Genomic DNA, 24,271 nt, shown 5'->3' with positions numbered 1-24,271 from the left:
TAAAGTTTTCCCTCTCCTAATAGGAGAGGGAAAATTTCACTTAAAATCCATAGAAATATTCTAATCCTGTTGGCGGAATTTTATTAAGGGAAGCTTGAGCCCAAACCTCGGGATCTTCACGATCCTTAGAGATTCTACCTCCATGCTTGACAGTTGCTGTATGAGATCGAGTAGAATGTAAATAATCAGAATATCCAAAAGTTCCTGTCCAACCTACTCCATAGTTCCATTGACCACCCTCAACCCATACTGCTAAAGCATTTGTAGTAGCAAGTATACCACATACCATTAAAGATGCAACACCAATTTTAACTAATTTTCTCATGATTTATTTCTTCTATTATCGAGAGCTGTTCCGTAAAAACAGCTATAGTAATTTATCAACAAGTATCGTAGTCCATTGGACTCACCTTCCTTCTATCTCATTCTTTAACAACGAACTTATTTTTAACCGGGAGAATAGTACGCTCCTGTATCAATACCTTGAGTAACTAGAGTAGTACTAATAAAACTTCGACTATTACTCAGTAGAATTAGCACAATAAGCAATATAGATAGCGCTTTCAAATATTCGAATTTTAATTTTCCCATCTTGCCACCTTCTTTCACCTATATTATAAATCAACATATATAAACTGTCAAGCAATTAAAGTAAAAAATCATATATTTTTTTAAAAAAGAATTATAGTTATGTTTTGTGTATGAAGAGGATGGTCAAAAACTCAATTTCAGGATAAAATGAAGTAAATATCCCCATAATAAAACGCATAGTATCAGTTTTTTCAAAACCTGATATTATGCGTTTCTTTATTTTAAAGACTTTTTTCCCAGCCTTATACATTCTCTGACTTCTTATCCATTAGATATTGTTCTACCTTGAGTGCCATGACTTCATTATTTTCAATTAGATAAAGCACCTTAGCTTTCATATAATAGTCCTTAGCAACAGAGATATCAAGATTTTCTGTTACATTTCCCAACAAACAATATAAATCTGCTAACCTAAAGCTACTATGATATTTGTTACAAAATTCAATTATCTCCAATAATAGCGCTCTGGACTTATCCATCTCCTCCTGTTTCCAAAGGTGGTAACAATAATTGTATTTTATTTTGATATACAACTCAATTTGTTCACGCACACTGGTATCGATTTTTGAAAGGGCTACGGAAACCTGATCATATAGTTGCTCAAATTTCTCCTTATCCTCATCATAGCCTAAGAAAATCAGCAGGGTATTCAAAATATATAAGTAGTCCACTTTATCAATACTAATCCTACTGAGGATGTCCTCTATTTTTGAAATAGCTAGTTTTAATTGATGTTCACATTGATAGGTTAGAATAGCATCTATCCAGTCCAGATAAATCTTTTCATCAAAAGATAAAGAAGTCTGCTGCTTTCTTTCTCCCTCAAAAGCATATTTCAAAGAGGCGTAATCTTGATTTTCCAATAATGTTTTAGACAATCTCTTGAAAGCAGACAAGCCTAGAAACTCTTTCGAAATTTCTCCTGAAAAGAAATAGTCCATATTTAAGCCCATTTTTTCAGATAATTTATATAACAAATCTGCTCCTGGCATATATTTGCCTTGTTCCATGCGACTTATCTGAGTTTGTTGGCAAATTCCTTCTGCCAATTCTTTTTGCGACCAACCCAGCTCTTTTCGCTTATTTTTTAATCTTGTTGCTAATAATGCATGCATGCTATCCACCACTATTTATATTCTATAAAAACATTATACTACTTTTTTGATAAGATTATATCAAATTGGCTACAAAGAGTGAACAGATTTCCCTACATGTAAGCAAAAAGAGGCTGGGAAAAACTAGCTTCCAAATAAAATCACATAGTGATTTCAGTCTTGAGTACAATCAAGCTGAAAGAAATACTGTGTGGTTTTTGAATTGTTGAACGTCCTAAGATTCGTTTTTTGGTTAATTGTCTATCAGAATGTCCTTTTATCTGTCAATAACCCGAGAAAATCTTGTCGTTTCAAGTCGGAGAAGTGTTTGGTAGAAAGACTTCCTTTTTGAAGTCCATCATCTCTAACCTGCAAATAATAGCTATGTTGGCTTGTTTTAATTGTCAAAAAATCGCCAAATATAAAAACTCTTTTCCAGTTGCGAATCTCAAATTCTTTCATCTCTGATTTTGGAATGCGGATAAGTCCTTGTCGCAAATCACGATGGTGCTCACTTGTGAAAGTCATCCCATTCCCAAGATTTCTTATCAGTAGTTCATCTGGAGTCACCATCACCAGCGCTATTTTAGTTAAGAAAATTTCAACTGTTGGTGGTAAAATCGCCAAATTAAACCAGGGATGTAGGTAGCGATAGGCTAAGAAATAATGAGGCTCCTCACCCAAGCCTAGTTGTTTATATAATGTCTTAACCTCACTGTCTAATCTCGCTTCAAAAGACACATCCGAATGCTCTTCTTCCTTCTTCTGATTAAAATAACGCATCCAGACTAGAAAACCTATAAAGACTATAATAAATATTCCTGATAAGAGATATTTTACATTGTAGTTCATCACTTAACCTCCTGATTCACGCCTCTGCCTAAAACAGAGGCCTATCTATTTTGAAAATAGTTCCATAACAACTTTAAATAAGACTGGTGTCATTAAAATGAGGATAGTTCCTATCACAAATATCATGACTACTCGAAAAAGCTCCTTATTTTTAAACATTTTTCCACCCCTTTTCTAGCTACATCATAGTACTATTAAGCCCATTTTAAAATTACACCAAGCTTTTCCACAAACTTATTTTAGTTTTATTTTCTACTTTTTATATTACTATGATACAATATTTTTAATAGGATTTTATTATTTGTTAACTTTTTTCACGAAAAGGAGTCAATCATGCGTTATGATTTCGGAAAGGTCTATAAAGAAATACGTGAGTCAAAAGGCTTAACCCAAGAAGAGGTCTGCGGAGATGTCCTTTCAAGAACTAGTCTATCAAAGATTGAAAGTGGCAAGGTAACTCCCAAATATGAAAACATGGAATTTCTTCTCCGACAGATTAATATGAGTTTTGAAGAGTTTGACTACATCTGCCATATCTATCAGCCGAGCCAACGGACAGAAATCATGCAAACTTATCTCAATATGAATTCCATCATTGGTGGCAGTGGTCTAGTTCATTTTTTTGAAACATGCCAAAACTATCTCAAGACCCATCACGACCTGCCTATAGAAGAAATCAGGGATATGCTTGAAGTTGTCATTCATATCCGTCAACATGGTACAGAGCAACTGTCAGACCAAGTGAAACAAACTGTCAAAAAACTTTGGGAAAAAATTGAAAAACAAGATACATGGTATGAAAGCGACCTAAAAATCCTCAATACCATCCTTTTCAGCTTTCCTATTGAACACCTCCATCTCATCACTGGAAAAATCTTGCAACGCTTAGAAGTCTATAAAAACTATCAACATTTACATGACTTGCGAATGGCAATCCTACTCAACCTTTCCACCATTTACTTATACCATCAAGACAACAACATGTGTCAACAAATCTGCTATACTTTACTAGAGGATGCCAAGAACAAGAAAAGCTGCGATATGCTTGCTATCTGCTATGTCCGTATTGGGATTTGTAGGGATGATGCTAAACTTATCCAAAAAGGGTTCTCCCTTCTGGAGCTGACCGATGAAACGTCCATTCTAGCCTTTCTCAAAAAAGAAGTGGAGACCTATTATCAACCGAAAGAAATATAAAAAAGTCGAGGGATTTCCTCGACCTTTTCATATTATTCTGTTCGTTATTTCTTAATACCAGCCATTGTTAAGCCAGAAGTTTTTAGCGGCTGACCATGAACCGTAACGTCCTGCAACGTAGGCATCCGCTACACGTTCTTGGTTAGCAGCTGAGTAGTCACCGTTCAAGTATGAATCTGTCAATTGGTAACGTCCAATGTATTGGCCGTTTGTAGCTGTATAGCTACCACCTGATTCTTTTTGTGCAATCCATTCTTTAGCTTCTGCTTCAGATCCGCTTACAGTTGCAGCTGGTGCTGAAGCTTCTGTTGTAGCAACCGTTTCTTCTGCTGCAGGTGCGCTTGCCACTGGAGCTTCTTCTGCTACTTCTGTAGTTTCTGCTACTGGAGCTGAAACAGTTTCATCTTGAGCAGCTGGTGCTGCATAAGTAGTTGGCGCTGGTGTTGCAGCAGGCGCTACAGGGCCATCAATAACCAACTCTTGACCAACATAAATCAAATGAACGTTGTCGATGTGGTTGTTTTCTGCCAATTTCTCAACAGTTGTGTTGTGAGTTTCAGCGATTTCTGAAAGTGTATCACCTTCTTTAACAGTGTAAGTTGATGATTCTTGAGCAGATACAAATGATGGAGCAAATACTGCAAACAAGGCAGCTACTCCTGCAAGAGTTGTTTTAATCTTTTTAGTTGTTGATTTCATATTTGAAAATTCTCCTTCTTTCTATAGTTCTATCATACCCTTTAAATATTACCGTTTCTTGACACTTTTATGTAGAAATATTACAAAATTATTTTTTATTTCCCTAAATAAGCTATTTTTTGTTACAAAAGATGCTTTTTTATGCTATTTGTAGTGTAAAAAGGTTTTCATCCACAATTAAAGCCAAGACCTTCATTCTTTGATATAATAGAGATAAGAATTTTTATAAGGGGAAACTGATGAAATCACTTCGTTTTCAATCTGTCTTTGATATCATCGGACCAGTTATGATTGGCCCATCTAGTAGCCATACAGCTGGTGCTGTTCGTATTGGGAAGATTGTCTCTTCCATTTTTGATGATACTCCGACAGAAGTCGAATTCCAACTATTTAACTCATTTGCCAAGACCTATCGTGGTCACGGAACAGACCTAGCCCTTGTTGCAGGTATTTTGGGCATGGATACAGATGATCCTGAAATCCCAAACAGCCTGGAAATTGCCCACAAGCGTGGCATCAAGATTGTCTGGACCATTCAGAAAGACAGCAATGCCCCTCACCCAAACACCACTAAAATTACCGTTAAAAATGCTCATAAGACCATTAGCGTGACTGGTATTTCTATCGGGGGAGGAAATATTCAGGTAACCGAACTCAATGGCTTTGCCGTCTCTCTCAATATGAATACACCGACTATCATCATTGTTCATCAAGATATTCCAGGTATGATTGCCCTCGTAACAGAGGCCCTTTCCCGCTATGATATCAATATCGCCCAGATGAATGTTACTCGTGAAAAAGCTGGTGAAAAAGCTATTATGATTATCGAAGTTGACAGTCGCAACTGTGATGAGGCTATCGAAGAAATTCGAAAAATCCCTCATCTCCACAATGTCAATTTCTTTAAATAGGAGGAAGCATGTTTTATTCTATCAAAGAATTGGTCGAGCAGGCAGAACTGGACTTTCAAGGAAATGTCGCAGAACTCATGATTACAACAGAGTTTGAATTGACTGGTCGCGAACGTGAAGAAGTCTTCCTTCTCATGGAACGCAATCTAGAAGTCATGAAAGCCTCTGTCCAACTTGGCCTCAATGAAAATAAATCTCGTAGTGGCCTGACAGGTGGAGATGCTGCCAAATTGGATCACTACATCAAAAACGGAAAAACTCTGTCAGATTACACGATTCTCTCTGCTGCCCGAAATGCCATTGCAGTCAATGAACACAATGCCAAAATGGGCTTGGTTTGTGCCACTCCGACCGCAGGAAGTGCTGGCTGTCTGCCTTCCGTTCTAACAGCTGCTATTGAAAAATTAGACCTCAGCCACGAGCAACAGCTGGATTTCCTCTTTGCTGCCGGTGCCTTTGGACTAGTCATCGCAAACAATGCCTCTATCTCAGGTGCTGAAGGTGGCTGTCAGGCCGAGGTTGGTTCGGCCTCTGCTATGAGTGCTGCAGCCTTGACTCTAGCTGCCGGTGGAACACCTTATCAGGCCAGTCAAGCCATTGCCTTTGTCATTAAAAATATGCTAGGCCTCATCTGTGACCCTGTTGCCGGCTTGGTCGAAGTTCCCTGTGTCAAACGCAATGCCATGGGAGCTAGCTTTGCCTTCATCGCAGCAGACATGGCCCTGGCAGGTATCGAATCTAAAATCCCTGTGGATGAAGTTATCGATGCCATGTACCAAGTAGGAGCAAGCATGCCAACTGCCTTTCGTGAAACAGCTGAAGGTGGACTCGCTGCCACCCCTACTGGTCGTCGCCTCCAAAAAGAAATTTTCGGAGAATAAGCTTATCAAATAGGAGAAACCATGACCTCTATCTCAGCTATCTTTTTCGATCTGGACGGAACCCTCGTTGATAGTTCTATCGGGATTCACAATGCCTTTACCCATACCTTTAAGGAGCTGGGGGTACCTAGCCCTGATGCCAAAACGATTCGTGGTTTTATGGGACCGCCCCTTGAAAGTAGTTTTGCAACCTGCCTGCCCAAAGAACGAATTTCTGAAGCCGTGCAGATATACCGTTCTTACTATAAGGAGAAAGGCATCCATGAAGCTCAACTCTTTCCTCAGATTGTAGACTTGCTTAAGGAGCTATCAAGCAAATATCCTCTTTATATCACCACTACAAAGAATACCCCTACCGCTCAAGATATGACTAAAAACTTGGGAATCCATCATTTCTTTGATGGCATTTATGGTTCCAGCCCTGAAGCACCTCATAAGGCAGATGTCATTCGCCAAGCCTTGCAGATACATCAACTAGCCCCAGAACAAGCCATTATCATCGGAGATACTAAGTTTGATATGCTGGGAGCTCAAGAAACAGGCATTCAGAAATTGGCTGTCACTTGGGGATTTGGAGAGCAAGCAGATCTACTAAACTATCAACCTGATTATATGGCCCACAAACCCCTACAAGTTTTAGAGTATTTTCAATAACATGACAAAGACTGGGCAACAACTCATTTTCATACTCAATGAAAATCAAAGAGCAAACTAGGAAACTAGTCGCAGGCTGCTCAAAACACTGTTTTGAGGTTGCAGATAGAACTGACGAAGTCAGCTTAAAACATGGTTTTGAGGTTGTAGATAAGACTGACGAAGTCAGTTACCTATACCTATGATACCTACGGCAAAGCGACGTTGACGTGATTTGAAGAAATTTTCGAAGAGTATAAATCTCTACATAACAAAACGCATATTACCAAGGTTCAAGACCTGATAATATGCGTTTTCTTTTTTATTCAACGTGGGTTGTTTGATTGGCAAAGGCGATAATAGCTTGCTTCAACTCATCTCCACTAAGAGTGCGGAACTCTTCAATCTTTTGATCGATGGCTTCTAGAGGCATGACATTAACCTTACCAACGAAAATCTTATCCATAACCTGATTGTCAACGAGTTCGGTTGATACCAAGAGTTCTTCGTAAAGTTTTTCGCCTGGGCGGATTCCAACTTCAACGATTGGAATTTCACTTTCGGTGTGGCCACTTAGAAGGACCATTTTCTTGGCCAAGTCATAAATCTTGACTGGTTTGCCCATATCAAGGATAAAGACTTCCCCATCCTTGGCATAAGCACCAGCATGGATAACCAGACGGCTAGCTTCTGGAATGGTCATAAAGTAACGGGTCATGCGGAAGTCTGTCACCGTTACAGGCCCGCCTTCAGCAATTTGACGTTCAAAGACTGGAATGACACTACCACGGCTACCAAGAACATTCCCAAAACGAACTGCACAGTAGGTCGATTGGCTACGTTGGTTAAAGCCAGTGACAATCAACTCCGCCACGCGCTTGGTTGCTCCCATAACATTTGGTGGATTAACCGCCTTATCTGTCGAAATCATAACCATCTTAGGTACTTTGGCTTCATCAACAGCCTTAGCAACGTTGTAAGTTCCACGAATATTGTTTTTGAAGGCTTCTTTTGGATTGCGCTCCATCATAGGAACGTGCTTGTGGGCTGCCGCATGATAAACAATAGCTGGCTTGTACTGCTCAAAGACTTGCAAGAGACGGTCATAGTCTTGAATGTCCGCAATCACAGGTACATAATCAATCCCTTGGAACTTGCGAATCAATTCATGATAAACAAGGTAGATTGAATTTTCCCCATGACCGAGCAAGACGATGCGTTCAGGATTAAAGCGACTAACTTGGCGACAGATTTCAGAACCGATTGAACCTCCAGCACCTGTGACTAAGATTGTCTTACCTGTCAGTTCTGCGCCCAGACGCGATTCGTCAAGACGAATTTCCTGACGGCCCAAAAGGTCTGTGATATCAATCTTCTGGAAACCTCCACCTGCTTGGTGAAGTCCCTGAACAACGGTTTCAACCTTAGGCATCTTGTAACATTTGACACCCAGTTTATTACACATCTGCAAGATACGTTCATATTCTGATGGGTCAAGCGACGGAATCGCAACGATCACACGCTCGATTTGATGGCGTTTAGCTAATTCAGGCAATTCATCATATGAACCCAAAACAGGAATCCCACCAAGTTTTTGTCCCTTTTTCTTCGCATCCTTATCCAAAATACCAACAAGTTCCAAATCACTGGTTGGATGTTGGTAACTATCCATAAAGAGGGCCCCACCATCACCAGCACCAATCAAGAAGGTTCGACGGTGTTCCCCATCACCACTGCCTTTTTTTCGTCTTGAATAGATTAGTTGCCAAGTAATCCGTGGCAATAAAATCAAGAAGGTACTCAACAAGATAAAGAGAATGATGAAACGGATTGAAAAAAGTGGCAAGAAGGCATAGCAGATACTATATGACAAGACGCTGCTCGCAGTCACACCAAAAAAGATTTTCATAAAATCCGTAATTTTGCTGTAACGACTAATACTAGCGTTCAACCCCCAAAATCCAATCATCAATTGATAGAACAGGAAGGCCAAACTCGTATAGATAATGTAGTCAACAGGTGCTGGATTAATCAGCCCGTAAAATAAAATATAAGATACAATGATGGAAACCACCATACTGAAAATATCAAATATTCCCCAGAAAACCTGTTTTTGTTGTTTATTTAAAATTTCCACCAGATCAATCACATAATCTGTTAGTTTTTTATTCATGTCAATCTACTCCTCCTTAAAAGAGCTGGATATTTATATTGTTATTATAACACTTTTTATCCAGTTTACGATTTGCTACAATCTTTTACTTGCTTTTTCGTAACAGTTTCATAAAAATAAACTGTCGGACAAATCCTGGACAAAGGGCAACAACCATCTGAATCGCAACACTCTTGGCATACTCCATGTAAGAAATTTGCCCTCTCTTCAGCATACGTTGACGAGCCTGACGATAGAGTTTGAGGTAGCGCAGTCCCCCACGACGCTCAAACATCCCTGCTCCGACACGAACCTTACACAAGATTTGATCCAGATTTCCAGTCTTAGCTCCTGCAGCAATCATATTGAGCCAGAGGAGGTCATCCTCCATATAAAGCCCATCCTCATAATTGCCTGCCTTGAGAACCATGTCCTTCTTGAACATGACAGTCATGTGGTTAAAGGCACTTCTCATCCTTTGATAAGCCACAATCTCTGCATGTTGGGTTGGAACACGACGGTAAGAAACAATCTCATCAGGATTATCAATAAACTCTGCAATATGTCCACCTAATAGGTCGAGGTTTCCCTTCTCCATTAACTGAACCTGTTTCTCAAAACGGTCTGGAACAGCTATATCATCTGTATCCATACGAGCGATGATATCGTATTGACACTGCAAAACACCCTGTCGAAGAGCCAGGCCCAAACCTTGATTCTGCTCAAGAGGATAGCGTTTCACTGGAATATCAGACTCAGCTTCAAGCTGGTCTAATACCTGATAGAGCTCAGGTGTCAAAGGCCCATCCTCAACCAGAACCAATTCGCTCGGTTTCAGGGTCTGATTTTGAACACTCTCAATAGCATTCTTTAAAAATGTCGGATTTTCCTTGATATAGACCGACATCAATACGCTGATTTTTTGCTTTTCAGACACAGTTTTTCTCCAATGTATAGATTTCCTTCCACTATTTTATCATAATTTTCAAGACTTTCCCATTTTTATCTTGAAAGCCCAAAACCTTACTTGACATTATAGGGAAAAAGCCTTAAAATAAGCTGTTATTAAAATCAGCTAGGAGAGGTATTATATGAAAAAGCAATCACTCTTTTTTGTTCCAGGTATTATCCTGATTGGTGTTTCCTTGCGGACCCCTTTTACTGTTTTACCCATTATTTTGGGAGATATTTCGCAAGGGCTGGGAGTCGAAGTTAGTTCACTTGGTGTCCTGACCAGCCTTCCTCTCCTCATGTTTACCCTCTTCTCGCTATTTTCTACCCGACTAGCTCAGAAAATTGGCTTGGAGCATCTCTTTACCTATGGCCTTTTCTTCTTGACCATCGGTTCTCTCATTCGACTAATCAATCTGCCCCTGCTCTATCTAGGAACCTTGATGGTTGGGGCAAGTATCGCAGTCATCAATGTTCTGCTTCCTAGTCTTATCCAAGCTAATCAACCAAAGAAAATTGGTTATCTGACCACCTTATATGTAACTTCTATGGGGGTTGCGACGGCTCTGGCTTCCTATCTAGCTGTGCCCATTACACAAGCCAGTTCTTGGAAAGGACTTATCATCCTCCTCACCCTGCTCTGTCTAGCAACTTTTTTGGTCTGGCTCCCAAATCACCGCTATAATCACAGACTAGCTCCACAAACCAAACAAAAAAGCAAAGCAAAGGTCATGCGTAATAAACAGGTCTGGGCAGTGATTGTCTTTGCAGGTTTTCAATCCTTGCTCTTTTACACCGCTATGACCTGGCTACCTACCATGGCCATCCATGCAGGCCTATCCAGTCACGAAGCTGGCTTGCTGACCTCTATCTTCTCCCTGATTAGCATTCCTTTTTCAATGACCATCCCAAGCCTGACAACCAGTTTATCTACTCGTAACCGTCAGCTCATGCTCACTCTGGTTTCACTAGCTGGTGTGGTCGGTATTTCCATGCTCTTTTTCCCAATCGGTAATTTCTTTTACTGGCTTGCCAGCCATCTCCTCATCGGAACCGCAACCAGCGCCCTCTTCCCTTATCTCATGGTCAACTTTTCACTCAAGACAAGCGCCCCTGAAAAGACAGCCCAATTATCTGGCCTATCTCAAACAGGAGGCTATATCCTAGCAGCCTTTGGCCCGACTCTCTTTGGTTACAGTTTTGACCTTTTCCACTCTTGGGTGCCAGCTGTAGCTGCCCTCTTACTCGTCGATATCATCATGACTGTGGCCCTCTTTACAGTGGATAGAGCCGATAAAATCCTCTAAACTTCTAGTTTTAGCTAGAAGTTTTTTATATATAAAAATTTTATACATTTCTCTTGACAGGGCTTTCATTTAGATGTACAATGTATGTGTAGAAAAATTATATATAAAAATCTTACACATTAGAAAAGGAGGTCCCCCATGTACTTTCCAACATCCTCTGCCTTGATTGAATTTCTCATCTTGGCTGTACTGGAGCAGGATGATTCTTATGGTTATGAGATTAGCCAAACCATTAAGCTGATCGCCAATATCAAAGAATCTACACTCTATCCTATCCTAAAAAAATTGGAGGGCAATAGCTTTCTGACAACCTATTCTAGAGAGTTCCAAGGTCGCATGCGCAAATACTACTCCTTGACAAATGGTGGTATAGAACAGCTCGTGACCCTAAAAGATGAATGGGCACTTTATACAGACACCATCAATGGCATCATAGAAGGGAGTATCCGCCATGACAAGAACTGAATACCTGACTCAGCTAGAACTCTATCTCAAAAAACTGCCTCAGGCTGACCAAATTGAAGCCATGGACTATTTCAGGGAACTCTTTGACGATGCTGGAGTCGAAGGAGAAGAAGAACTCATCGCTAGCTTGGGAACTCCCAAAGAAGTGGCCCACGAAGTTCTCTCCAATCTTCTCAATAAAAAAATCAATGAAGCACCCGCTCAAAAGAATAACCGACAAATTTTGCATATCGCCTTGTTAGCTCTCCTTGCAGCACCCATCGGCATTCCTCTGGGAATCGCCATCCTCGTGGCTCTGTTCGGAATCCTTGTGGCTGCTTTGACTGTCATTCTGGCTTTCTTTGCGGTTTCCATACTAGGTATCATCGGCGGATTCCTATTTTTAGTTGAAAGTTTCACTGTCTTAGCCCAAGCTAAATCGGCCTTTATCTTGATTTTCGGTTCTGGTTTACTAGCTATCGGTGCTTCTTCACTAGTCTTACTAGGTATTTCCTATGTAGCCCGCTTCTTCGGCCTACTCATTGTTCGCCTGGTGCAATTTGTTCTCAAAAAAGGAAAGAGAGGTGACCAGCATGCGTAAATGGACAAAAGGATTTCTCATTTTTGGTGTGGTGACTACCGTTATCGGCTTTATCCTGCTTTTTGTAGGTATCCAATCTGACGGGATCAAGAGCCTACTTGCCATGTCCAAGGAGCCTGTCTATGATAGTCGGATGGAAGAGCTGACCTTTGGCAAGGAAGTCGAAAACCTAGAGATTACGCTCCACCAACACGCACTGACCATCACAGACTCTTTCGATGATCAAATCCACATTTCTTATCATCCATCTATTTCTGCTAACCATGATCTTATCACAAATCAAAACGATAAAACGCTAAGCCTCACTGATAAGAAACTGTCTGAAAGTCCGTTTCTCTCTTCTGGAATTGGCGGGATTCTCCATATCGCAAGCAGCTACTCTAGTCGTTTTGATGAAGTTATTCTCCAATTACCAAAAGGAAGAAGCCTAAAAGGAATCAACATCTCAGCCAATCGCAGACAAACCACCATCATAAATGCTAGTCTTGAAAATGCAACTCTCAATACAAATGGCTATCTCCTCCGAATTGAAGGAAGTCGTATCAAAAACAGTAAACTCACAACACCAAATATCATCAATATCTTTAGCACAGAACTGACAGATAGTCAGTTAGAGTCAACAGAAAAGCACTTCCACGCTGAAAAAATCCAAGTACACGGTAAGGTGGAATTGATGGCGAAAACAGACCTACAACTGCTACTTTCCGAAGAAGAAAAACAAAGAATCAACTTAGATCTTTCAACAAAACATGGTTCTATTCTTCATTTTTTAAGAGAAGGAAGACGTTCGTTTAAAAACAAAGAAAACAAAGATGAACGATTAAGCAATCCTTATAAAACAGAAAAAGCAGATGCAAAAGATCAACTCATAGCAAGAGCAGAACAGGATATCTATCTACTCAAATCAGAGGAACACGAGTCTTCTTCTAGAAACCGTTGACAAAAGCGCTTACATCTGCTACTATGGAAGCATATTTATCTAACTAAAAAGGAGGTTCTACCATGAAACAAGAATGGTTTGAAAGTAATGATTTTGTAAAAACAACAAGCAAGAACAAACCTGAAGAGCAAGCTCAAGAGGTTGCAGACAAGGCTGAAGAAAGGATAGCCGATCTCGATATGCCAATTGAAAAAAATACTCAAGTAGAGGAGGAAGTCTCTCAAGCTGAAGTCGAACTGGAAAGCCAGCAAGAAGATAAAATTGAAACGCCTGAAGACAGTGAAGCAAGAACAGAAATAGAAGAAAAGAAAGCATTAGATTCTACTGAAGAAGAGTCAGACCTTTCTAAAGAAACAGAAAAAGTCACTATAGCTGAAGAAAGCCATGAAGCTCTTCCTCAGCAAAAAACAACCACGAAAGAGCCACTTCTTATCAGTCAATCCTTAGAAAGTCCTTATATCCCCGACCAAGCTCCAAAATCTACGGACAGATGGAAAGAGCAAGTACTTGATTTTTGGTCTTGGCTGATGGAAGCAATCAAATCTCCTACAAGCAAGCTTGAAACAAGTAGCACACACAGTTACACAGCCTTTATCTTGCTCACTCTATTCTCTTCATCTTCCTTTTTCTTTAGTATCTACCACATCAAACATGCCTACTATGGACATATAGCAACTATCAACAGCCACTTCCCTGAACAATTTGCTTCATTAAATCTCTTTTCGATTATCTCTATCCTAGTAGCAACAACACTCTTCTTCTTTTCATTCCTCTTGGGTAGTTTCGTGGTGAGACGATTTATCCACCAAGAAACTGACTGGACCCTAGAAAAGGTTCTCCAACAATATAGTCAACTCTTGGCAATTCCAATCATCCTCACTGCTATTGCTAGTTTCTTTGCCTTCTTTGATAGCCTACGATTTACAGCCCTCTTGTGTGTGATTAGCATTGGAATCATTCTGCTTGCTAGCCTCCATATCATTACGAGACCTAGTCAATCAAGTGAAACCGACTCCTTTTATCAGTTATTCTTATCTGTCCTTGTGAACGGAGTTATTATCCTCCTCTTCTTTGTAGCCGAAGTGGCACTTATTGGGGATTACCTTCGTATCTTAGCCTTTCTTTAAACTTCAATCCTGTCTTTCATGGCAGGATTTTTTCTATGCCAAAAAGCAAGTCAATTGACCTGCTTTACTTTTCTTGTGCTAATGCTTTAAAATCTTGTCTTAGGATGGGTTGAACTTCTAATTGATTGGCATCTAGTTGGTGGTAAAATGCTGATGGTAGTGACTCTAGGAACTTTGCATAGTCCAAGCGAGCGATAGCTTCATAGTCTTCTGGTTTAGAGCCATCTCCTGTGATTTGAACCAAGTCAATCTCCCACTGCACTTCCTTATCCACCAATTGCTCCATATAGGCCGCAGGAACAAATGGTTCTCTCGGTAATACTGTCTTGACTCCTTGAGCCAGATGGTAAACACCGTGAACTTGTCCTTCTCCATCCTGATAGAAGGAAACTCTTGCAAAGTAAGCATCGGTCTCTTGAACCGCACGTACACGTGCTTCAAACTGAGCCAAGCCATCTTCCCCTAAAAAGCTTTTCAAATCCTCATGACTAAAGAAAACAGGATTAAAAATTCCTTGGCAAATCGTAAAACGGGCTGCGGTGTCTCCCAGATAGGCTTGAATACTTGCTTGGAAATAAGCTTCAAAGTCAAAGCCATTTAGCCCTTCAATCTCAGTTCCTGTGTAAGCAAGCAGAGCATCTAAAAATAACTTGATAATCCGCCAGTCTGTCTTCGTTAATAGGTCAGGAAGATCGACACGGTAAGCCTTTTGACCATCAGCATAACTGATCTTAAAGAGAAATTGTGATTGACCCACTATCGCACACTCGATATACTCAAGACGGTTAAGAGGCTGACGGAGATAGACTGCATCATAGCTATGTGACTCCAAGCCATCAACCAAGTCCAAGATAGACTTGGCAGTCAAAATTTCCTGTTCTCCTAAAATGCTCTGTTTATTTGGAATAAAAAATGTTTTCGTCATAACTGAACTCCTTTGAAATCGTTTACATATAGTATACCTTATTTTCCTGAAAGATACAGAAACAAACTTTAGATTTTTGAGTAAAAAGCATAGAAAAACAGCCCCTGAGGACTGTTTGATCTTATACAGTAGCTGCTTGATCCAAGCTTTCACCGATAGCGGATAGGCGCTCGACAACTTCAGCTTGTGTCAATTCATTTTCTGAAACATAGCGGTTACGTGGGTGAACACGGCACTCGTGTGAGCATCCACGAAGGTACTTGTCTTCATTTTCTTCTGATGTCAAGATACGACGGTTACAGAATGGATTTCCACAGTTGACATAACGTTCACATGGTGTTCCATCAAACCAGTCTTTTCCTACGATGGTTGGGTTGACATGGTTAACATCTACGGCAATACGCTCATCAAAGACGTACATTTTCCCATCCCAAAGTTCACCTTGGACTTCTGGGTCTTTACCGTAAGTTGCAATTCCTCCGTGCAATTGGCCGACATCTTTGTAGCCTTCACGGACCATCCAGCCTGAGAATTTCTCACAGCGAACTCCGCCTGTACAGTAAACCACGACACGCTTGTCCATGAATTTTTCTTTGTTATCACGAACCCACTGTGGCAACTCACGGAAGTTGCGGATGTCTGGGCGGATAGCCCCACGGAAATGCCCTAGGTCGTACTCATAATCGTTACGTGTGTCAAGGACAACTGTATCTTCGTCAAGAAGGGCTTCTTTGAACTCTTTTGGAGACAAGTAAGCTCCTGTTGTTTCAAGTGGGTTGATGTCGTTGTCAAAGTCGTTGTCTTCCAAACCAAGGTGGACAATTTCTTTCTTGTAGCGAACAAACATCTTCTTGAAGGCTTGTTCATTTTCTTCGTCAATCTTGAACCACAGGTTTTCCATTCCTGGAAGGCTGTGAACGTAGTCCATGTATTTTTGAGTTGTTTCGTAGTCACCTGAAACTGTTCCGTTAATTCCCTCGTCAGCGACTAGGATACGGCCTTTAAGACCGATTGATTTACAGAAAGCCAAGTGGTCTGCAGCAAATTGCTCTGCATTTTCAATTGGAGTATAAAGGTAGTAAAGTAAGACACGAATATCTTTTGCCATAAGATTTGTTCTCTTTTCTATTCTTAAATTTTCAGAATTTTTCATCTAACTATACTAGTATACCTGCTTGAGAAAACGAATGCAATTTATTTGACTGGAAATTGTAGAAAGGGATTTATCCCTGCATTTCGTCAGTAGCCATAGCGAATAGCAGATAATTCTCTCAATTTTTTGATCTGCTCAGCTTGACTTTCTGATAAACTTAGCTTGTTATCAATCAATACGCGCGCAAGGTCAACATTCATTTGACTCAAAATAACTGGAGTAGAGGTCCCATCGTCCTCTAATCGTCTTTTATAACTCACTAACTGATTTTTCAAAGGAGCAAGTTGAGGCGTATTGTTTATATCTTCCAGTAGGTGATCTATGATAGTCATGGCTTCACAACGTCTTTCACTTCCTCCAGCAAACCATTTTAATGGTGTCATTCTTATTTTCCTCCTGAAACTCACTTATAAATTTGATAAACTATTATTCCTAACTCTCGATCCAGTATTTAACCAAACACCCTATGTAAAAAAGTCAGCAAAAATGGTAATGTTGCGAAAATATTATTAATCACATGCACCGCATAGGATGGATAAATGCTCTTGGTATAGCGGGTCAAACTAGCAAAGATGATGCCAGATGTTGCAAAGACGAAGATATCTAACAAACTAGGCAGGCTTGAAAAATGAGGAAGAGCAAATAAAATTGACGGAAGAAGCAAATCAAGGCCAAATCTCGAATGCTTAAAAAAGGCATGTTGCAGTAATCCTCTATAGATTAGCTCTTCCATAAGTGGAGTCAGAAAGAACAAAGTTATATAGATACCTAGCTCAGCAAAGTTGGTCCCACTATAACCGATCAATACAGCCCAACCTTCAGCAGTTGACTGAACATGTTTAGCTGTCTGAACGTTAAAAGAGATATGGAGCACTACCACTAATACTGTCAAAATCGAATACCAAAGCCATTTTTTTCTTGGAATACGAAAGAGGTAGCCATGGCCTGTCTTAACCAGAATCCAAATCATGACTCCGCTAAATAGTAAACTCAAGATATTTTGAATCCAGACGAAATTGCCAATCTGGGAAGAAAATTGCCAATAATTTTGTACAATAAGCGTCAACTGAGAAAGACCAAATACGAAAAATAAGTAAGACAAGACTGCACTTATTTTGAAGACAAGCTGATACTTTTTCATGTGAACCCTCCTTTGTAAACTCGTAACATCTCTAATATAAACCATATTTACCCAAATCCTTACTCTAAATCCTAAATAGTGCTTGAGATTTCCTGAATGGTTACAATAAGGGAAATGAGAAAACAGGAATATCTATGTCTTTATTTCAAAAAATCACTGCCTTCCCCAGACAAACCTGAGGAAAACAGTGATTTAATTTTTAGGAATTAGGAATGAATACACGAAATCAATTGATCTTATGATTTTTTGTTTTTCAAGAATTCATCGTATTGTTTTTGCATTTCATTCAATACTTTTTCGTAGGCACCTTCAGATTTCAATTTTTCCATCAATTCTGGAATAGCTTTGTCTGGGTCTACAGTACCAGTGTTGATAGCTGTATCGAATTGTTGCATTGTGTTAGAGATTGCTGAGATTTCAGATTTCACATTGTCAGTGTTAAAGATGAATCCAAGCGCTGGAGATTCTTTAGCTTCTGCCAATTGTTTCTTAGAATCTTCGATTTGTTGGTCTGTAACGTTTTCGTTGATGTAAAGAATCCAGTTGTTACCAGTGTTCCATCCACCCATGTGAGTGTTTCCTTTGTAGCCATCAAGGACACGAACACGGTTTTCTTTACCTGCAATTTTTTCCCAGTTCTTGCCTTCTGGACCATAAACAAGACCATTCAAGAGTTCTGGGTTAGTGTTCAAGAGGTTCAACACTTCCATTGATTTTTCTTTGTTCTTAGAGTTGTTTGAGATAACAAAGTTAGCAACTTGTGTTGTTTGGTTTTTCTTGATGAAATTAGTGATTGGTTTGATTTGGATATCTTTATTCGCAACACGTGAAAGTAAGCTGTTACCGTAGTCAGCTGGTCCTACTGTTTCTTCACGAACGAACCAAGTATCTTGTTGAAGGTCAAATGAAGTATCGCTTGTTGCTACGTCTTTTGGAATGTATCCAGCTTCATAGAATTTGTGAAGAGTCTTCAAGTGTTCTTTGAAACGAGGTACTTCGTAACGGTTTACGATCTTAGTAGTGTCCCCTTCAAGGTCGATAACGAATGGAAGTCCATTTGGAACTGGGTAGTCAAAGTTATCAGATGGGATGAAGTTCTTAGTAACCGCAAATGGCACTACATCTGGAGCTTTTTCTTTAATTTGTTTCAAGACTGGTTCAAGTGTTTCGTATGAAGTGACACCTGAAATATCGATACCGTATTTAGCAAGAAGAGTTCCGTTGAAGGCGAAGTTTTGAGATGATGCAACGTTGGCTGCAACTGGAACTGCGTAAATTTTACCGTTAATGCTGTTACCTTTGATGTAAGCTGGGTCAAGTGCTTTATAAAGCTCTGCCCCTTCTTTCTTATACAAGTCAGTCAAGTCAGCATAGGCACCTTTTTGAGCATTTACAACATAGTTAGATGCAAAGGCGATATCGTAGTTTTCACCAGATGATGTGATAACTGACATTTTCTTATCATAGTCACCCCATCCAAGATATTGGATATCCAATTTAGCACCAACTTTTTCACCGATGATTTTGTTGGCATTTTCTAGCAATTCATCCAAGTTATCTGGTTTGTCCCCGATTTGGTACATTTTGATAACAGTTTTTTCACCTGAAGCTGAGTCAGCAGCTTTTTTGTTACCTGAAAGGTTTCCACAAGCAGCAAGACCAGCAGCCAAAGCGACTACGCTAGCAGATGCAAAAGCATATTTTTTCCAGTTTTTCATGACAAAAACTCCTTTTTTTATTTTTAAACTTATAAACAATGTAATGATCTTAACTTCACGCAAGGGAAGTTTGGAAATGAGAAATATTTTTTCTCAGTAAGCACTATTCTTTCACACCACCGATAGTCAAACCTTTTACAAAGTAGCGTTGGAAGAATGGATACAAGATTGCGATTGGAAGGGTTGCCACCACAACCATGGCCATACGTCCGGTTTCTTTCGGTAGAGCAACTCCCAGTTGACCAGATAGGCCGACTGCTTTGGCGATGTAGTCCATATTTTGTTGGATTTGCATGAGCAAATATTGCAATGGATACAAGTTGTCACTCTTAATGTAAAGAAGAGCGTTGAACCAGTCATTCCAAAAACCAAGAGCTGTCAAGAGCGTGATGGTTGCGATACCTGGTAGTGACAATGGCAAACAGATTTGGAAGAAAATCCGGGCCTCACTAGCACCATCGATACGAGCGGATTCGAGAATAGCTTCGGGAATCGTCTTCTTGAAGAAGGAACGCATCAAAACAATATTGAATGGTGAGAGAAGCATTGGAACAATCAAGGCCCAAACAGTGTCACCAAGCTGAAGTACACGAGTTACCATGATATAACCTGGTACCAAACCAGCATTGAACAACATACTAAGTAGAACGAAGATTGTAAAGAATCTGCGATACTTAAAGGTTGTCCGTGAAATGGCATAAGCATAAGTTGTTGTGATAAAGACATTTGTCAATGTCCCAACTACGGTTACAAAGACTGAGATGAAGAGGGCTTGGAGGATTTTATCCTTAAACTGTGCCAAGAACTCAAATCCATCTAATCCAAATTGAGATGGGAAGAAGCTATATCCATTTTGTAGGATACTCTTTTCATCTGTCACCGAAATAACGATAACGAATACAAAGGGTAGGATACAAGAGAGGGCAACCAAACCAGAAATGGTACTAAAGAAGATATCTGCTTTCTTACTGAAGGAGTGAATGCCGACATTATCAATTTTTTCTTTTTTAATTTTCTTTTCTGCCATATTCTCCTCCTTTCTAGAACAAAGCTGAGTTTGGATCAACTCGTCTTGCAAGTAAGTTTGATAGGATAACCAGAATCAAGCCGACTACTGATTGATAAAGACCTGCCGCTGATGCCATCCCGATATCTGCTGTCTGAGTCAAACCATTATAAACATATACGTCCAAGACGTTTGTTACGTTATAAAGCTGACCAGCATTGTGGGGGATTTGGTAAAAGAGACCGAAGTCTGCACGGAAGATATTTCCGACTGCAAGGATGGTCAATACGGTTACCAATGGTGTCAACTGCGGAATGGTTACATTGCGAATTCGTTGCCATTTGCTGGCTCCGTCCACTGTCGCTGCTTCGTAGTAGGTTGGATCAATTCCCATGATTGTCGCATAGTACATGACACTGCTATATCCAAAGCCTTTCCAAATACCAAGGAAAAGTAGGAGATATGGCCAGATGCCTAAGTTAGCGTAGAAATTGATTTCCTTCATCCCGATAGACTCTAGGAAATGGTTGAACACCCCTTTGTCAATGTTTAGGAAGGCATCTGTAAAGAAACTGATGATAACCCAAGACAAGAAGTAAGGGAACAACATGGAAGTTTGGAAGATCTTAACCATTCTCTTAGAACGGAGTTCACTGAGGATGATGGCAATCCCTACAGATACAATCAAGCCAATAAAGATAAAGCCGAGATTGTAGAGGACAGTATTTCGTGTGATAATAAAGGCGTCTTTTGAACTAAACAAGAATCTGAAATTATCGAGTCCGACCCATTTACTATTCACGATACTATCTATAAATCCATTACTGGTCATGTGGTAGTCTTTAAAGGCAACCACGTTCCCAAATACTGGAATGTAGAAGAATAGAATCAACCAGAGTGCCCCTGGCAAAACCATTAAGAGAAAGATCCAGTTGTCTCTCAAGGTTTTTGAAAACTTATTCATAATTTCCTCCCTTTTTTATTTTGATATCCATCTAAAAATTCTTTTTTAGACTTTTGATAACGATTACATTATTAGTATACTCCTATTTGAAGGTTAGGTTAAACTACTAATTATAGAAAAAACTCCACAAATTATTTTATGTGGAGTACTTTTTTAAGAAAGGGATGTTTCACGAGAAACACTCTGAGTAAGAGCACAGTGTTCTTATTTTTTATGTCGTATAAATGGTTGAAGCTGTCGCAATAGTATGCCACTGGTTGGCTGTTGTGGCTGCGAAGTTCTTGTCTGCGTAGAAGTCGTTAAATGGCAGAATTTCTACTTCCAACTCGTCGATGCGGTCAATCTGACCAGCTAGATAAGCCTCGATGCGGCTTTCTGCTCGTTTGATGCGTTGCAAGAGTCCGCCCATACGGATATCGACCGTATCCAAGCCAGAGACCTTGTTTTCTTTCAGCCATTGGTGGCTAAAGAGGGCATGGAAGTCTTCAATTTGGCTTCTGAGTTCTGGTAATTCTTGTCTTGCGATTTCTTGCAGACTTTCTTTATCATCCGTTTGGTAGGCCTGACGAATACGCCGTCCCACATCGACTTTACTACTTAAAATGGCATTCAACTGGGCCTGAGTTTCAAAGAGGTAGGCATAGTTGCCAGCTTTTTCTTTAATGTCAGCAAGAATCTCAGCAGCCTGAGCGAAGTGCGGTTTGTCCTGTTCAGGTGTCATGTGTCGGTCAAGGATCGGACATAGAACATCCTGATAAAAGACATAGCGGTTGGGATTGATGCCACTGAGATTGCCTGGTAGGTCTGGTAAAAGGTTGGCTAGGTCAATCTGCATGAAATCCTCAACTGATAGACCTGTATTAGTCTTGAAGTGAGCAGACAAACGGTCTAGATCATTGCGATAGCTGAGTTCTGCCCAGATTTGCAAACTTGGTAGGATAGAAAACTGAGCGGTCTCACCACCATTGTCCCCCCAACCCGTCACAATGACTTCTTTGATCTGATTAGCACGGCAAGCTTTATTAGCCTCAATAGCTACTAGACGGCTGAAATGGTTGTGAGGCGTAAAACCGATCCATTTCCAAGCACCACCTGCAAAGGCAAGGTCATGGCTAATCTTGTGATGGTTGCGGAAGTTGCGATTGTATTTTTCCTCGCTATCCTGATAATAGTCCCAGTAAACCAAAGTCACTCGGTCTTTGAGACGGTCTAGGTAGATACGAGTTCCTTCTGGAATTTCCACATCACGGTCGTACTGGCCATCTGCTGACATAAGTTTAAAGAACATATCGCTCCACATCTGGCAGTGGAAACCATACTTGTCAGCAATATCCAGCACGCGCTCCAAGTGTTGGCACATGAGGAGACTACGGTCTACTACACCATTCAAAATCAAGTAACGTCCTAAACCAACCAAGTGGGCTTCGTCCATCCCGATATTGACCTTGCGGGTTTGCAGTTTAGACAGGGTGGCAAACATGCCATCAATCAGGTCATAAACCTTTTCTTCGCCGATAAGAAGGATATCCTCCACATCACGGAGCTCCTGCACTTCTTTGACACCCCATTTAACAAAGGCTGACAAGTGGGCCAAGGTCTGGATGCAAGGCACAAAGGTCATGTCAAACTGCTGGGCATAGGCTTCGATCTCCTGCAACTCCTCAGCCGAGTAGGCTCCACGGAAATAGCCAAAGTAAGGCTGCCCCTCAATCTGGTAGGTGTCTTCCATGTAAAGCTCAAAGGTTGAGTAGCCCATGAGAGCCAAGACCTCAATCATCTGCTTGGCAGCAGCCACATTCAGCACCGCATTTCGAGAACAGTCTGCCATATAGGCTAAATCTTCATAAGCTGCTTGCTCCTCAATCTCTACCTTGTCACCTTCTGCTAGGGATGTTGCCAACAGGGACAAGGCACGATAAAGTTGGTGGGGTTTGCGGTAAGTTAATTGATAGTGTCCACCCTCACCCTTGATAGAGATAGAGGCTTGGTCAGACTGAGCGACTGCCACTTCCACATCTGGTAAAGAGATATGTTTTGTCAGCAAGTCAATTGCCTGAGTTTGTTTGGGACTAAGTCCTGTAAATCTTACCATTGGTTTTCCTCCTGTAGCCAGTTGACAAGAGCACCGTAGAGATTGGCATCTGCATGATAGGTGCAGGCTTGGATAACAGGTGCAACCGTGTATTCTTCGTAGGTATCGACAAATTCATCGACAGCTTTCTTAACCCCTTGGATGAAGTCTGGATTTTGACTGATAGAACCGCCTAGGCTAATGATATCTGGATCGATGAGATACTGAATATTGAGCAAGCCTTGCGCCAGATTACGGTTCATGCGCTCAATGGCTTCTTGACAAAGGACATTTCCTGCTTCGGCCTCTTGGTAAATCTTGCGACCGTCCCAGTCAGTCTGACCAGACTTTTCAATCACGTATCGCACCATATTTCCAGTTGATGCTAGTTGCGACCAGTTGTTGAGCTTTTCAGCAGGGGCAAGGGTTGTCATATAGCCAAATTCGCCACCCAAGCCGTGTCGGCCTCGGTGAAGTCTACCGTTGATAATCATGGCTCCGCCAATCCCTGTCCCAATCACGACACAGGCTGCATTTTCAAGTTCTGGATGAGCCAGTAATTCACTGAGTCCAACGCAGTTAGCGTCATTTTCAAGATGGACAGGCAGCTGATTATGAGCAAGGGCTTCATACCAAGAAAAGCCGTGGATATAAGGGACGGCACTGAATCCATCAATCACACCAGTTTCTTGATTGACCGCACCTGGAACGCTCATAGCAATCCCACTGTAATCCTGTTCTGACAAGCGCTGATCTAGCCAAGCTAGTAAGTCCTCCAAACTTTCTGGTGTTGGAATGCTTGTCTTATCTAGTATTTTCCCATCAGGAGTCAGACTGGCAAACTTAATTCCAGTCCCTCCGATATCAATCGTTGCAATGGTCATTGTTTTTACCATAAAAAGGGGCGAATCAG

General features: G+C 40.7%; 24 protein-coding genes. 9 read left to right on the top strand and 15 right to left on the bottom strand.

The features are described from left to right. Positions 1–40: 40 nt before the first annotated feature. From N8O43_RS05685 to N8O43_RS05675, 3 genes are all read right to left on the bottom strand, one after another. Positions 41–325 (bottom strand): lactococcin 972 family bacteriocin, encoded by a 285-nt coding sequence (locus N8O43_RS05685; protein WP_100910945.1) that lies wholly within the window; start codon positions 323–325, stop codon positions 41–43. A gap of 508 nt (positions 326–833) precedes the next feature. Then, on the bottom strand, positions 834–1,706 hold the full coding sequence (locus N8O43_RS05680; RefSeq protein WP_049546864.1) for a helix-turn-helix domain-containing protein: 873 nt from the start codon (positions 1,704–1,706) through the stop codon (positions 834–836). Between the two features lie 243 nt (positions 1,707–1,949). Continuing rightward, positions 1,950–2,537: a hypothetical protein gene (locus N8O43_RS05675; RefSeq protein WP_001108834.1), complete on the bottom strand. Its 588-nt coding sequence runs from the start codon at positions 2,535–2,537 to the stop codon at positions 1,950–1,952. 333 nt (positions 2,538–2,870) lie between these two features. Between N8O43_RS05675 and N8O43_RS05670 the strand changes: the two genes are divergently transcribed. Beyond that, entirely contained in the window at positions 2,871–3,734 is an 864-nt protein-coding gene (locus N8O43_RS05670) for a helix-turn-helix domain-containing protein (RefSeq protein ID WP_261089708.1), read from the top strand. A gap of 51 nt (positions 3,735–3,785) precedes the next feature. Here the strand turns inward: N8O43_RS05670 and apf are convergent, their stop codons facing one another. Beyond that, the gene (gene apf, locus N8O43_RS05665) at positions 3,786–4,433 is read right to left on the bottom strand and encodes an aggregation-promoting factor (RefSeq protein WP_004254959.1); all 648 of its coding nucleotides are present in this window, start codon (positions 4,431–4,433) and stop codon (positions 3,786–3,788) included. Between the two features lie 239 nt (positions 4,434–4,672). Here apf and sdaAB point away from each other — a divergent pair, with 239 nt between their 5' ends. Genes sdaAB through N8O43_RS05650 form a run of 3 tightly spaced genes read left to right on the top strand, consistent with a single transcriptional unit; the run spans position 4,673 to position 6,879 of the window. Further along, positions 4,673–5,344 carry an L-serine ammonia-lyase, iron-sulfur-dependent subunit beta gene (sdaAB, locus tag N8O43_RS05660; protein ID WP_000838909.1) on the top strand — a complete coding sequence of 224 codons (672 nt, stop codon included), beginning with the start codon at positions 4,673–4,675 and terminating at the stop codon, positions 5,342–5,344. Positions 5,345–5,352: 8 nt separating this feature from the next. Then, positions 5,353–6,225 (top strand): L-serine ammonia-lyase, iron-sulfur-dependent, subunit alpha, encoded by an 873-nt coding sequence (sdaAA, locus tag N8O43_RS05655; protein WP_000500050.1) that lies wholly within the window; start codon positions 5,353–5,355, stop codon positions 6,223–6,225. A 21-nt stretch (positions 6,226–6,246) separates the two neighbouring features. Next, entirely contained in the window at positions 6,247–6,879 is a 633-nt protein-coding gene (locus N8O43_RS05650; protein ID WP_261089706.1) for an HAD hydrolase-like protein, read from the top strand. A 301-nt stretch (positions 6,880–7,180) separates the two neighbouring features. Here the strand turns inward: N8O43_RS05650 and N8O43_RS05645 are convergent, their stop codons facing one another. Then, positions 7,181–9,031: a polysaccharide biosynthesis protein gene (locus tag N8O43_RS05645; protein ID WP_261089705.1), complete on the bottom strand. Its 1,851-nt coding sequence runs from the start codon at positions 9,029–9,031 to the stop codon at positions 7,181–7,183. Positions 9,032–9,116: 85 nt separating this feature from the next. Further along, entirely contained in the window at positions 9,117–9,947 is an 831-nt protein-coding gene (locus tag N8O43_RS05640) for a glycosyltransferase (RefSeq protein WP_261089704.1), read from the bottom strand. A 154-nt stretch (positions 9,948–10,101) separates the two neighbouring features. Here N8O43_RS05640 and N8O43_RS05635 point away from each other — a divergent pair, with 154 nt between their 5' ends. The 5 genes from N8O43_RS05635 (at position 10,102) to N8O43_RS05615 (ending at position 14,380) form a co-directional block, all read left to right on the top strand. Continuing rightward, positions 10,102–11,268, top strand: coding sequence for a CynX/NimT family MFS transporter (locus N8O43_RS05635; protein WP_261089703.1), 1,167 nt, complete (start codon positions 10,102–10,104; stop codon positions 11,266–11,268). Between the two features lie 138 nt (positions 11,269–11,406). After that, positions 11,407–11,733 (top strand): PadR family transcriptional regulator, encoded by a 327-nt coding sequence (locus N8O43_RS05630; RefSeq protein WP_000273858.1) that lies wholly within the window; start codon positions 11,407–11,409, stop codon positions 11,731–11,733. Beyond that, positions 11,720–12,313: a DUF1700 domain-containing protein gene (locus tag N8O43_RS05625; RefSeq protein ID WP_261089702.1), complete on the top strand. Its 594-nt coding sequence runs from the start codon at positions 11,720–11,722 to the stop codon at positions 12,311–12,313. Before N8O43_RS05630 ends, N8O43_RS05625 begins: the two co-directional genes overlap by 14 nt. Continuing rightward, positions 12,306–13,253, top strand: a complete 948-nt coding sequence (locus tag N8O43_RS05620; RefSeq protein ID WP_261089701.1) for a DUF4097 domain-containing protein — start codon at positions 12,306–12,308, stop codon at positions 13,251–13,253. Before N8O43_RS05625 ends, N8O43_RS05620 begins: the two co-directional genes overlap by 8 nt. Positions 13,254–13,315: 62 nt before the next feature. Continuing rightward, positions 13,316–14,380 (top strand): DUF6574 domain-containing protein, encoded by a 1,065-nt coding sequence (locus N8O43_RS05615; protein WP_261089699.1) that lies wholly within the window; start codon positions 13,316–13,318, stop codon positions 14,378–14,380. 64 nt (positions 14,381–14,444) lie between these two features. On the opposite strand, the gene N8O43_RS05610 is transcribed toward N8O43_RS05615, so the two are convergent. The 9 genes from N8O43_RS05610 to N8O43_RS05570 form a co-directional block, all read right to left on the bottom strand. Further along, the gene (locus N8O43_RS05610; protein ID WP_261089698.1) at positions 14,445–15,305 is read right to left on the bottom strand and encodes a DUF4299 domain-containing protein; all 861 of its coding nucleotides are present in this window, start codon (positions 15,303–15,305) and stop codon (positions 14,445–14,447) included. A 121-nt stretch (positions 15,306–15,426) separates the two neighbouring features. Beyond that, positions 15,427–16,413, bottom strand: coding sequence for an oxygen-dependent tRNA uridine(34) hydroxylase TrhO (trhO, locus tag N8O43_RS05605; protein ID WP_261089697.1), 987 nt, complete (start codon positions 16,411–16,413; stop codon positions 15,427–15,429). Between the two features lie 131 nt (positions 16,414–16,544). Beyond that, positions 16,545–16,841 carry a bacteriocin immunity protein gene (locus N8O43_RS05600; protein WP_261089696.1) on the bottom strand — a complete coding sequence of 99 codons (297 nt, stop codon included), beginning with the start codon at positions 16,839–16,841 and terminating at the stop codon, positions 16,545–16,547. Between the two features lie 68 nt (positions 16,842–16,909). After that, positions 16,910–17,599, bottom strand: a complete 690-nt coding sequence (locus N8O43_RS05595; protein WP_247953409.1) for a CPBP family intramembrane glutamic endopeptidase — start codon at positions 17,597–17,599, stop codon at positions 16,910–16,912. A gap of 236 nt (positions 17,600–17,835) precedes the next feature. Then, the gene (locus N8O43_RS05590; RefSeq protein WP_000800386.1) at positions 17,836–19,317 is read right to left on the bottom strand and encodes an ABC transporter substrate-binding protein; all 1,482 of its coding nucleotides are present in this window, start codon (positions 19,315–19,317) and stop codon (positions 17,836–17,838) included. A 103-nt stretch (positions 19,318–19,420) separates the two neighbouring features. Further along, the gene (locus N8O43_RS05585; RefSeq protein WP_000818354.1) at positions 19,421–20,344 is read right to left on the bottom strand and encodes a carbohydrate ABC transporter permease; all 924 of its coding nucleotides are present in this window, start codon (positions 20,342–20,344) and stop codon (positions 19,421–19,423) included. Positions 20,345–20,357: 13 nt separating this feature from the next. After that, positions 20,358–21,287, bottom strand: coding sequence for an ABC transporter permease (locus tag N8O43_RS05580; RefSeq protein WP_001032153.1), 930 nt, complete (start codon positions 21,285–21,287; stop codon positions 20,358–20,360). Positions 21,288–21,498: 211 nt separating this feature from the next. Continuing rightward, positions 21,499–23,379: a beta-N-acetylhexosaminidase gene (locus N8O43_RS05575; RefSeq protein WP_261089695.1), complete on the bottom strand. Its 1,881-nt coding sequence runs from the start codon at positions 23,377–23,379 to the stop codon at positions 21,499–21,501. Next, positions 23,373–24,242 (bottom strand): ROK family protein, encoded by an 870-nt coding sequence (locus N8O43_RS05570; protein ID WP_261089694.1) that lies wholly within the window; start codon positions 24,240–24,242, stop codon positions 23,373–23,375. The genes N8O43_RS05575 and N8O43_RS05570 overlap by 7 nt, the downstream gene beginning before the upstream one ends. Positions 24,243–24,271 lie beyond the last annotated feature (29 nt).

The sequence above is a fragment of the Streptococcus mitis genome (assembly GCF_946190335.1).
Classification (GTDB): domain Bacteria; phylum Bacillota; class Bacilli; order Lactobacillales; family Streptococcaceae; genus Streptococcus; species Streptococcus mitis_CH.
Note: the sequence above shows the minus strand (reverse complement) of the source record. Positions and strands in the feature narration are given on the sequence as shown.

Excerpts from the sequence above, each read along its gene's own strand:
- N8O43_RS05675 (WP_001108834.1), bottom strand. The coding sequence starts at position 2,537 with ATGAACTACAATGTAAAATATCTCTTATCAGGAATATTTATTATAGTC.
- N8O43_RS05580 (WP_001032153.1), bottom strand. The coding sequence starts at position 21,287 with ATGAATAAGTTTTCAAAAACCTTGAGAGACAACTGGATCTTTCTCTTA.
- apf (WP_004254959.1), bottom strand. The coding sequence starts at position 4,433 with ATGAAATCAACAACTAAAAAGATTAAAACAACTCTTGCAGGAGTAGCT.
- N8O43_RS05615 (WP_261089699.1), top strand. The coding sequence starts at position 13,316 with ATGAAACAAGAATGGTTTGAAAGTAATGATTTTGTAAAAACAACAAGC.
- trhO (WP_261089697.1), bottom strand. The coding sequence starts at position 16,413 with ATGGCAAAAGATATTCGTGTCTTACTTTACTACCTTTATACTCCAATT.
- N8O43_RS05610 (WP_261089698.1), bottom strand. The coding sequence starts at position 15,305 with ATGACGAAAACATTTTTTATTCCAAATAAACAGAGCATTTTAGGAGAA.
- N8O43_RS05680 (WP_049546864.1), bottom strand. The coding sequence starts at position 1,706 with ATGCATGCATTATTAGCAACAAGATTAAAAAATAAGCGAAAAGAGCTG.
- N8O43_RS05590 (WP_000800386.1), bottom strand. The coding sequence starts at position 19,317 with ATGAAAAACTGGAAAAAATATGCTTTTGCATCTGCTAGCGTAGTCGCT.
- N8O43_RS05600 (WP_261089696.1), bottom strand. The coding sequence starts at position 16,841 with ATGACACCATTAAAATGGTTTGCTGGAGGAAGTGAAAGACGTTGTGAA.
- N8O43_RS05595 (WP_247953409.1), bottom strand. The coding sequence starts at position 17,599 with ATGAAAAAGTATCAGCTTGTCTTCAAAATAAGTGCAGTCTTGTCTTAC.
- N8O43_RS05620 (WP_261089701.1), top strand. The coding sequence starts at position 12,306 with ATGCGTAAATGGACAAAAGGATTTCTCATTTTTGGTGTGGTGACTACC.
- N8O43_RS05635 (WP_261089703.1), top strand. The coding sequence starts at position 10,102 with ATGAAAAAGCAATCACTCTTTTTTGTTCCAGGTATTATCCTGATTGGT.
- N8O43_RS05575 (WP_261089695.1), bottom strand. The coding sequence starts at position 23,379 with ATGGTAAGATTTACAGGACTTAGTCCCAAACAAACTCAGGCAATTGAC.
- N8O43_RS05685 (WP_100910945.1), bottom strand. The coding sequence starts at position 325 with ATGAGAAAATTAGTTAAAATTGGTGTTGCATCTTTAATGGTATGTGGT.
- sdaAB (WP_000838909.1), top strand. The coding sequence starts at position 4,673 with ATGAAATCACTTCGTTTTCAATCTGTCTTTGATATCATCGGACCAGTT.
- N8O43_RS05645 (WP_261089705.1), bottom strand. The coding sequence starts at position 9,031 with ATGAATAAAAAACTAACAGATTATGTGATTGATCTGGTGGAAATTTTA.
- N8O43_RS05650 (WP_261089706.1), top strand. The coding sequence starts at position 6,247 with ATGACCTCTATCTCAGCTATCTTTTTCGATCTGGACGGAACCCTCGTT.
- N8O43_RS05585 (WP_000818354.1), bottom strand. The coding sequence starts at position 20,344 with ATGGCAGAAAAGAAAATTAAAAAAGAAAAAATTGATAATGTCGGCATT.
- sdaAA (WP_000500050.1), top strand. The coding sequence starts at position 5,353 with ATGTTTTATTCTATCAAAGAATTGGTCGAGCAGGCAGAACTGGACTTT.
- N8O43_RS05570 (WP_261089694.1), bottom strand. The coding sequence starts at position 24,242 with ATGACCATTGCAACGATTGATATCGGAGGGACTGGAATTAAGTTTGCC.
- N8O43_RS05625 (WP_261089702.1), top strand. The coding sequence starts at position 11,720 with ATGACAAGAACTGAATACCTGACTCAGCTAGAACTCTATCTCAAAAAA.
- N8O43_RS05630 (WP_000273858.1), top strand. The coding sequence starts at position 11,407 with ATGTACTTTCCAACATCCTCTGCCTTGATTGAATTTCTCATCTTGGCT.
- N8O43_RS05670 (WP_261089708.1), top strand. The coding sequence starts at position 2,871 with ATGCGTTATGATTTCGGAAAGGTCTATAAAGAAATACGTGAGTCAAAA.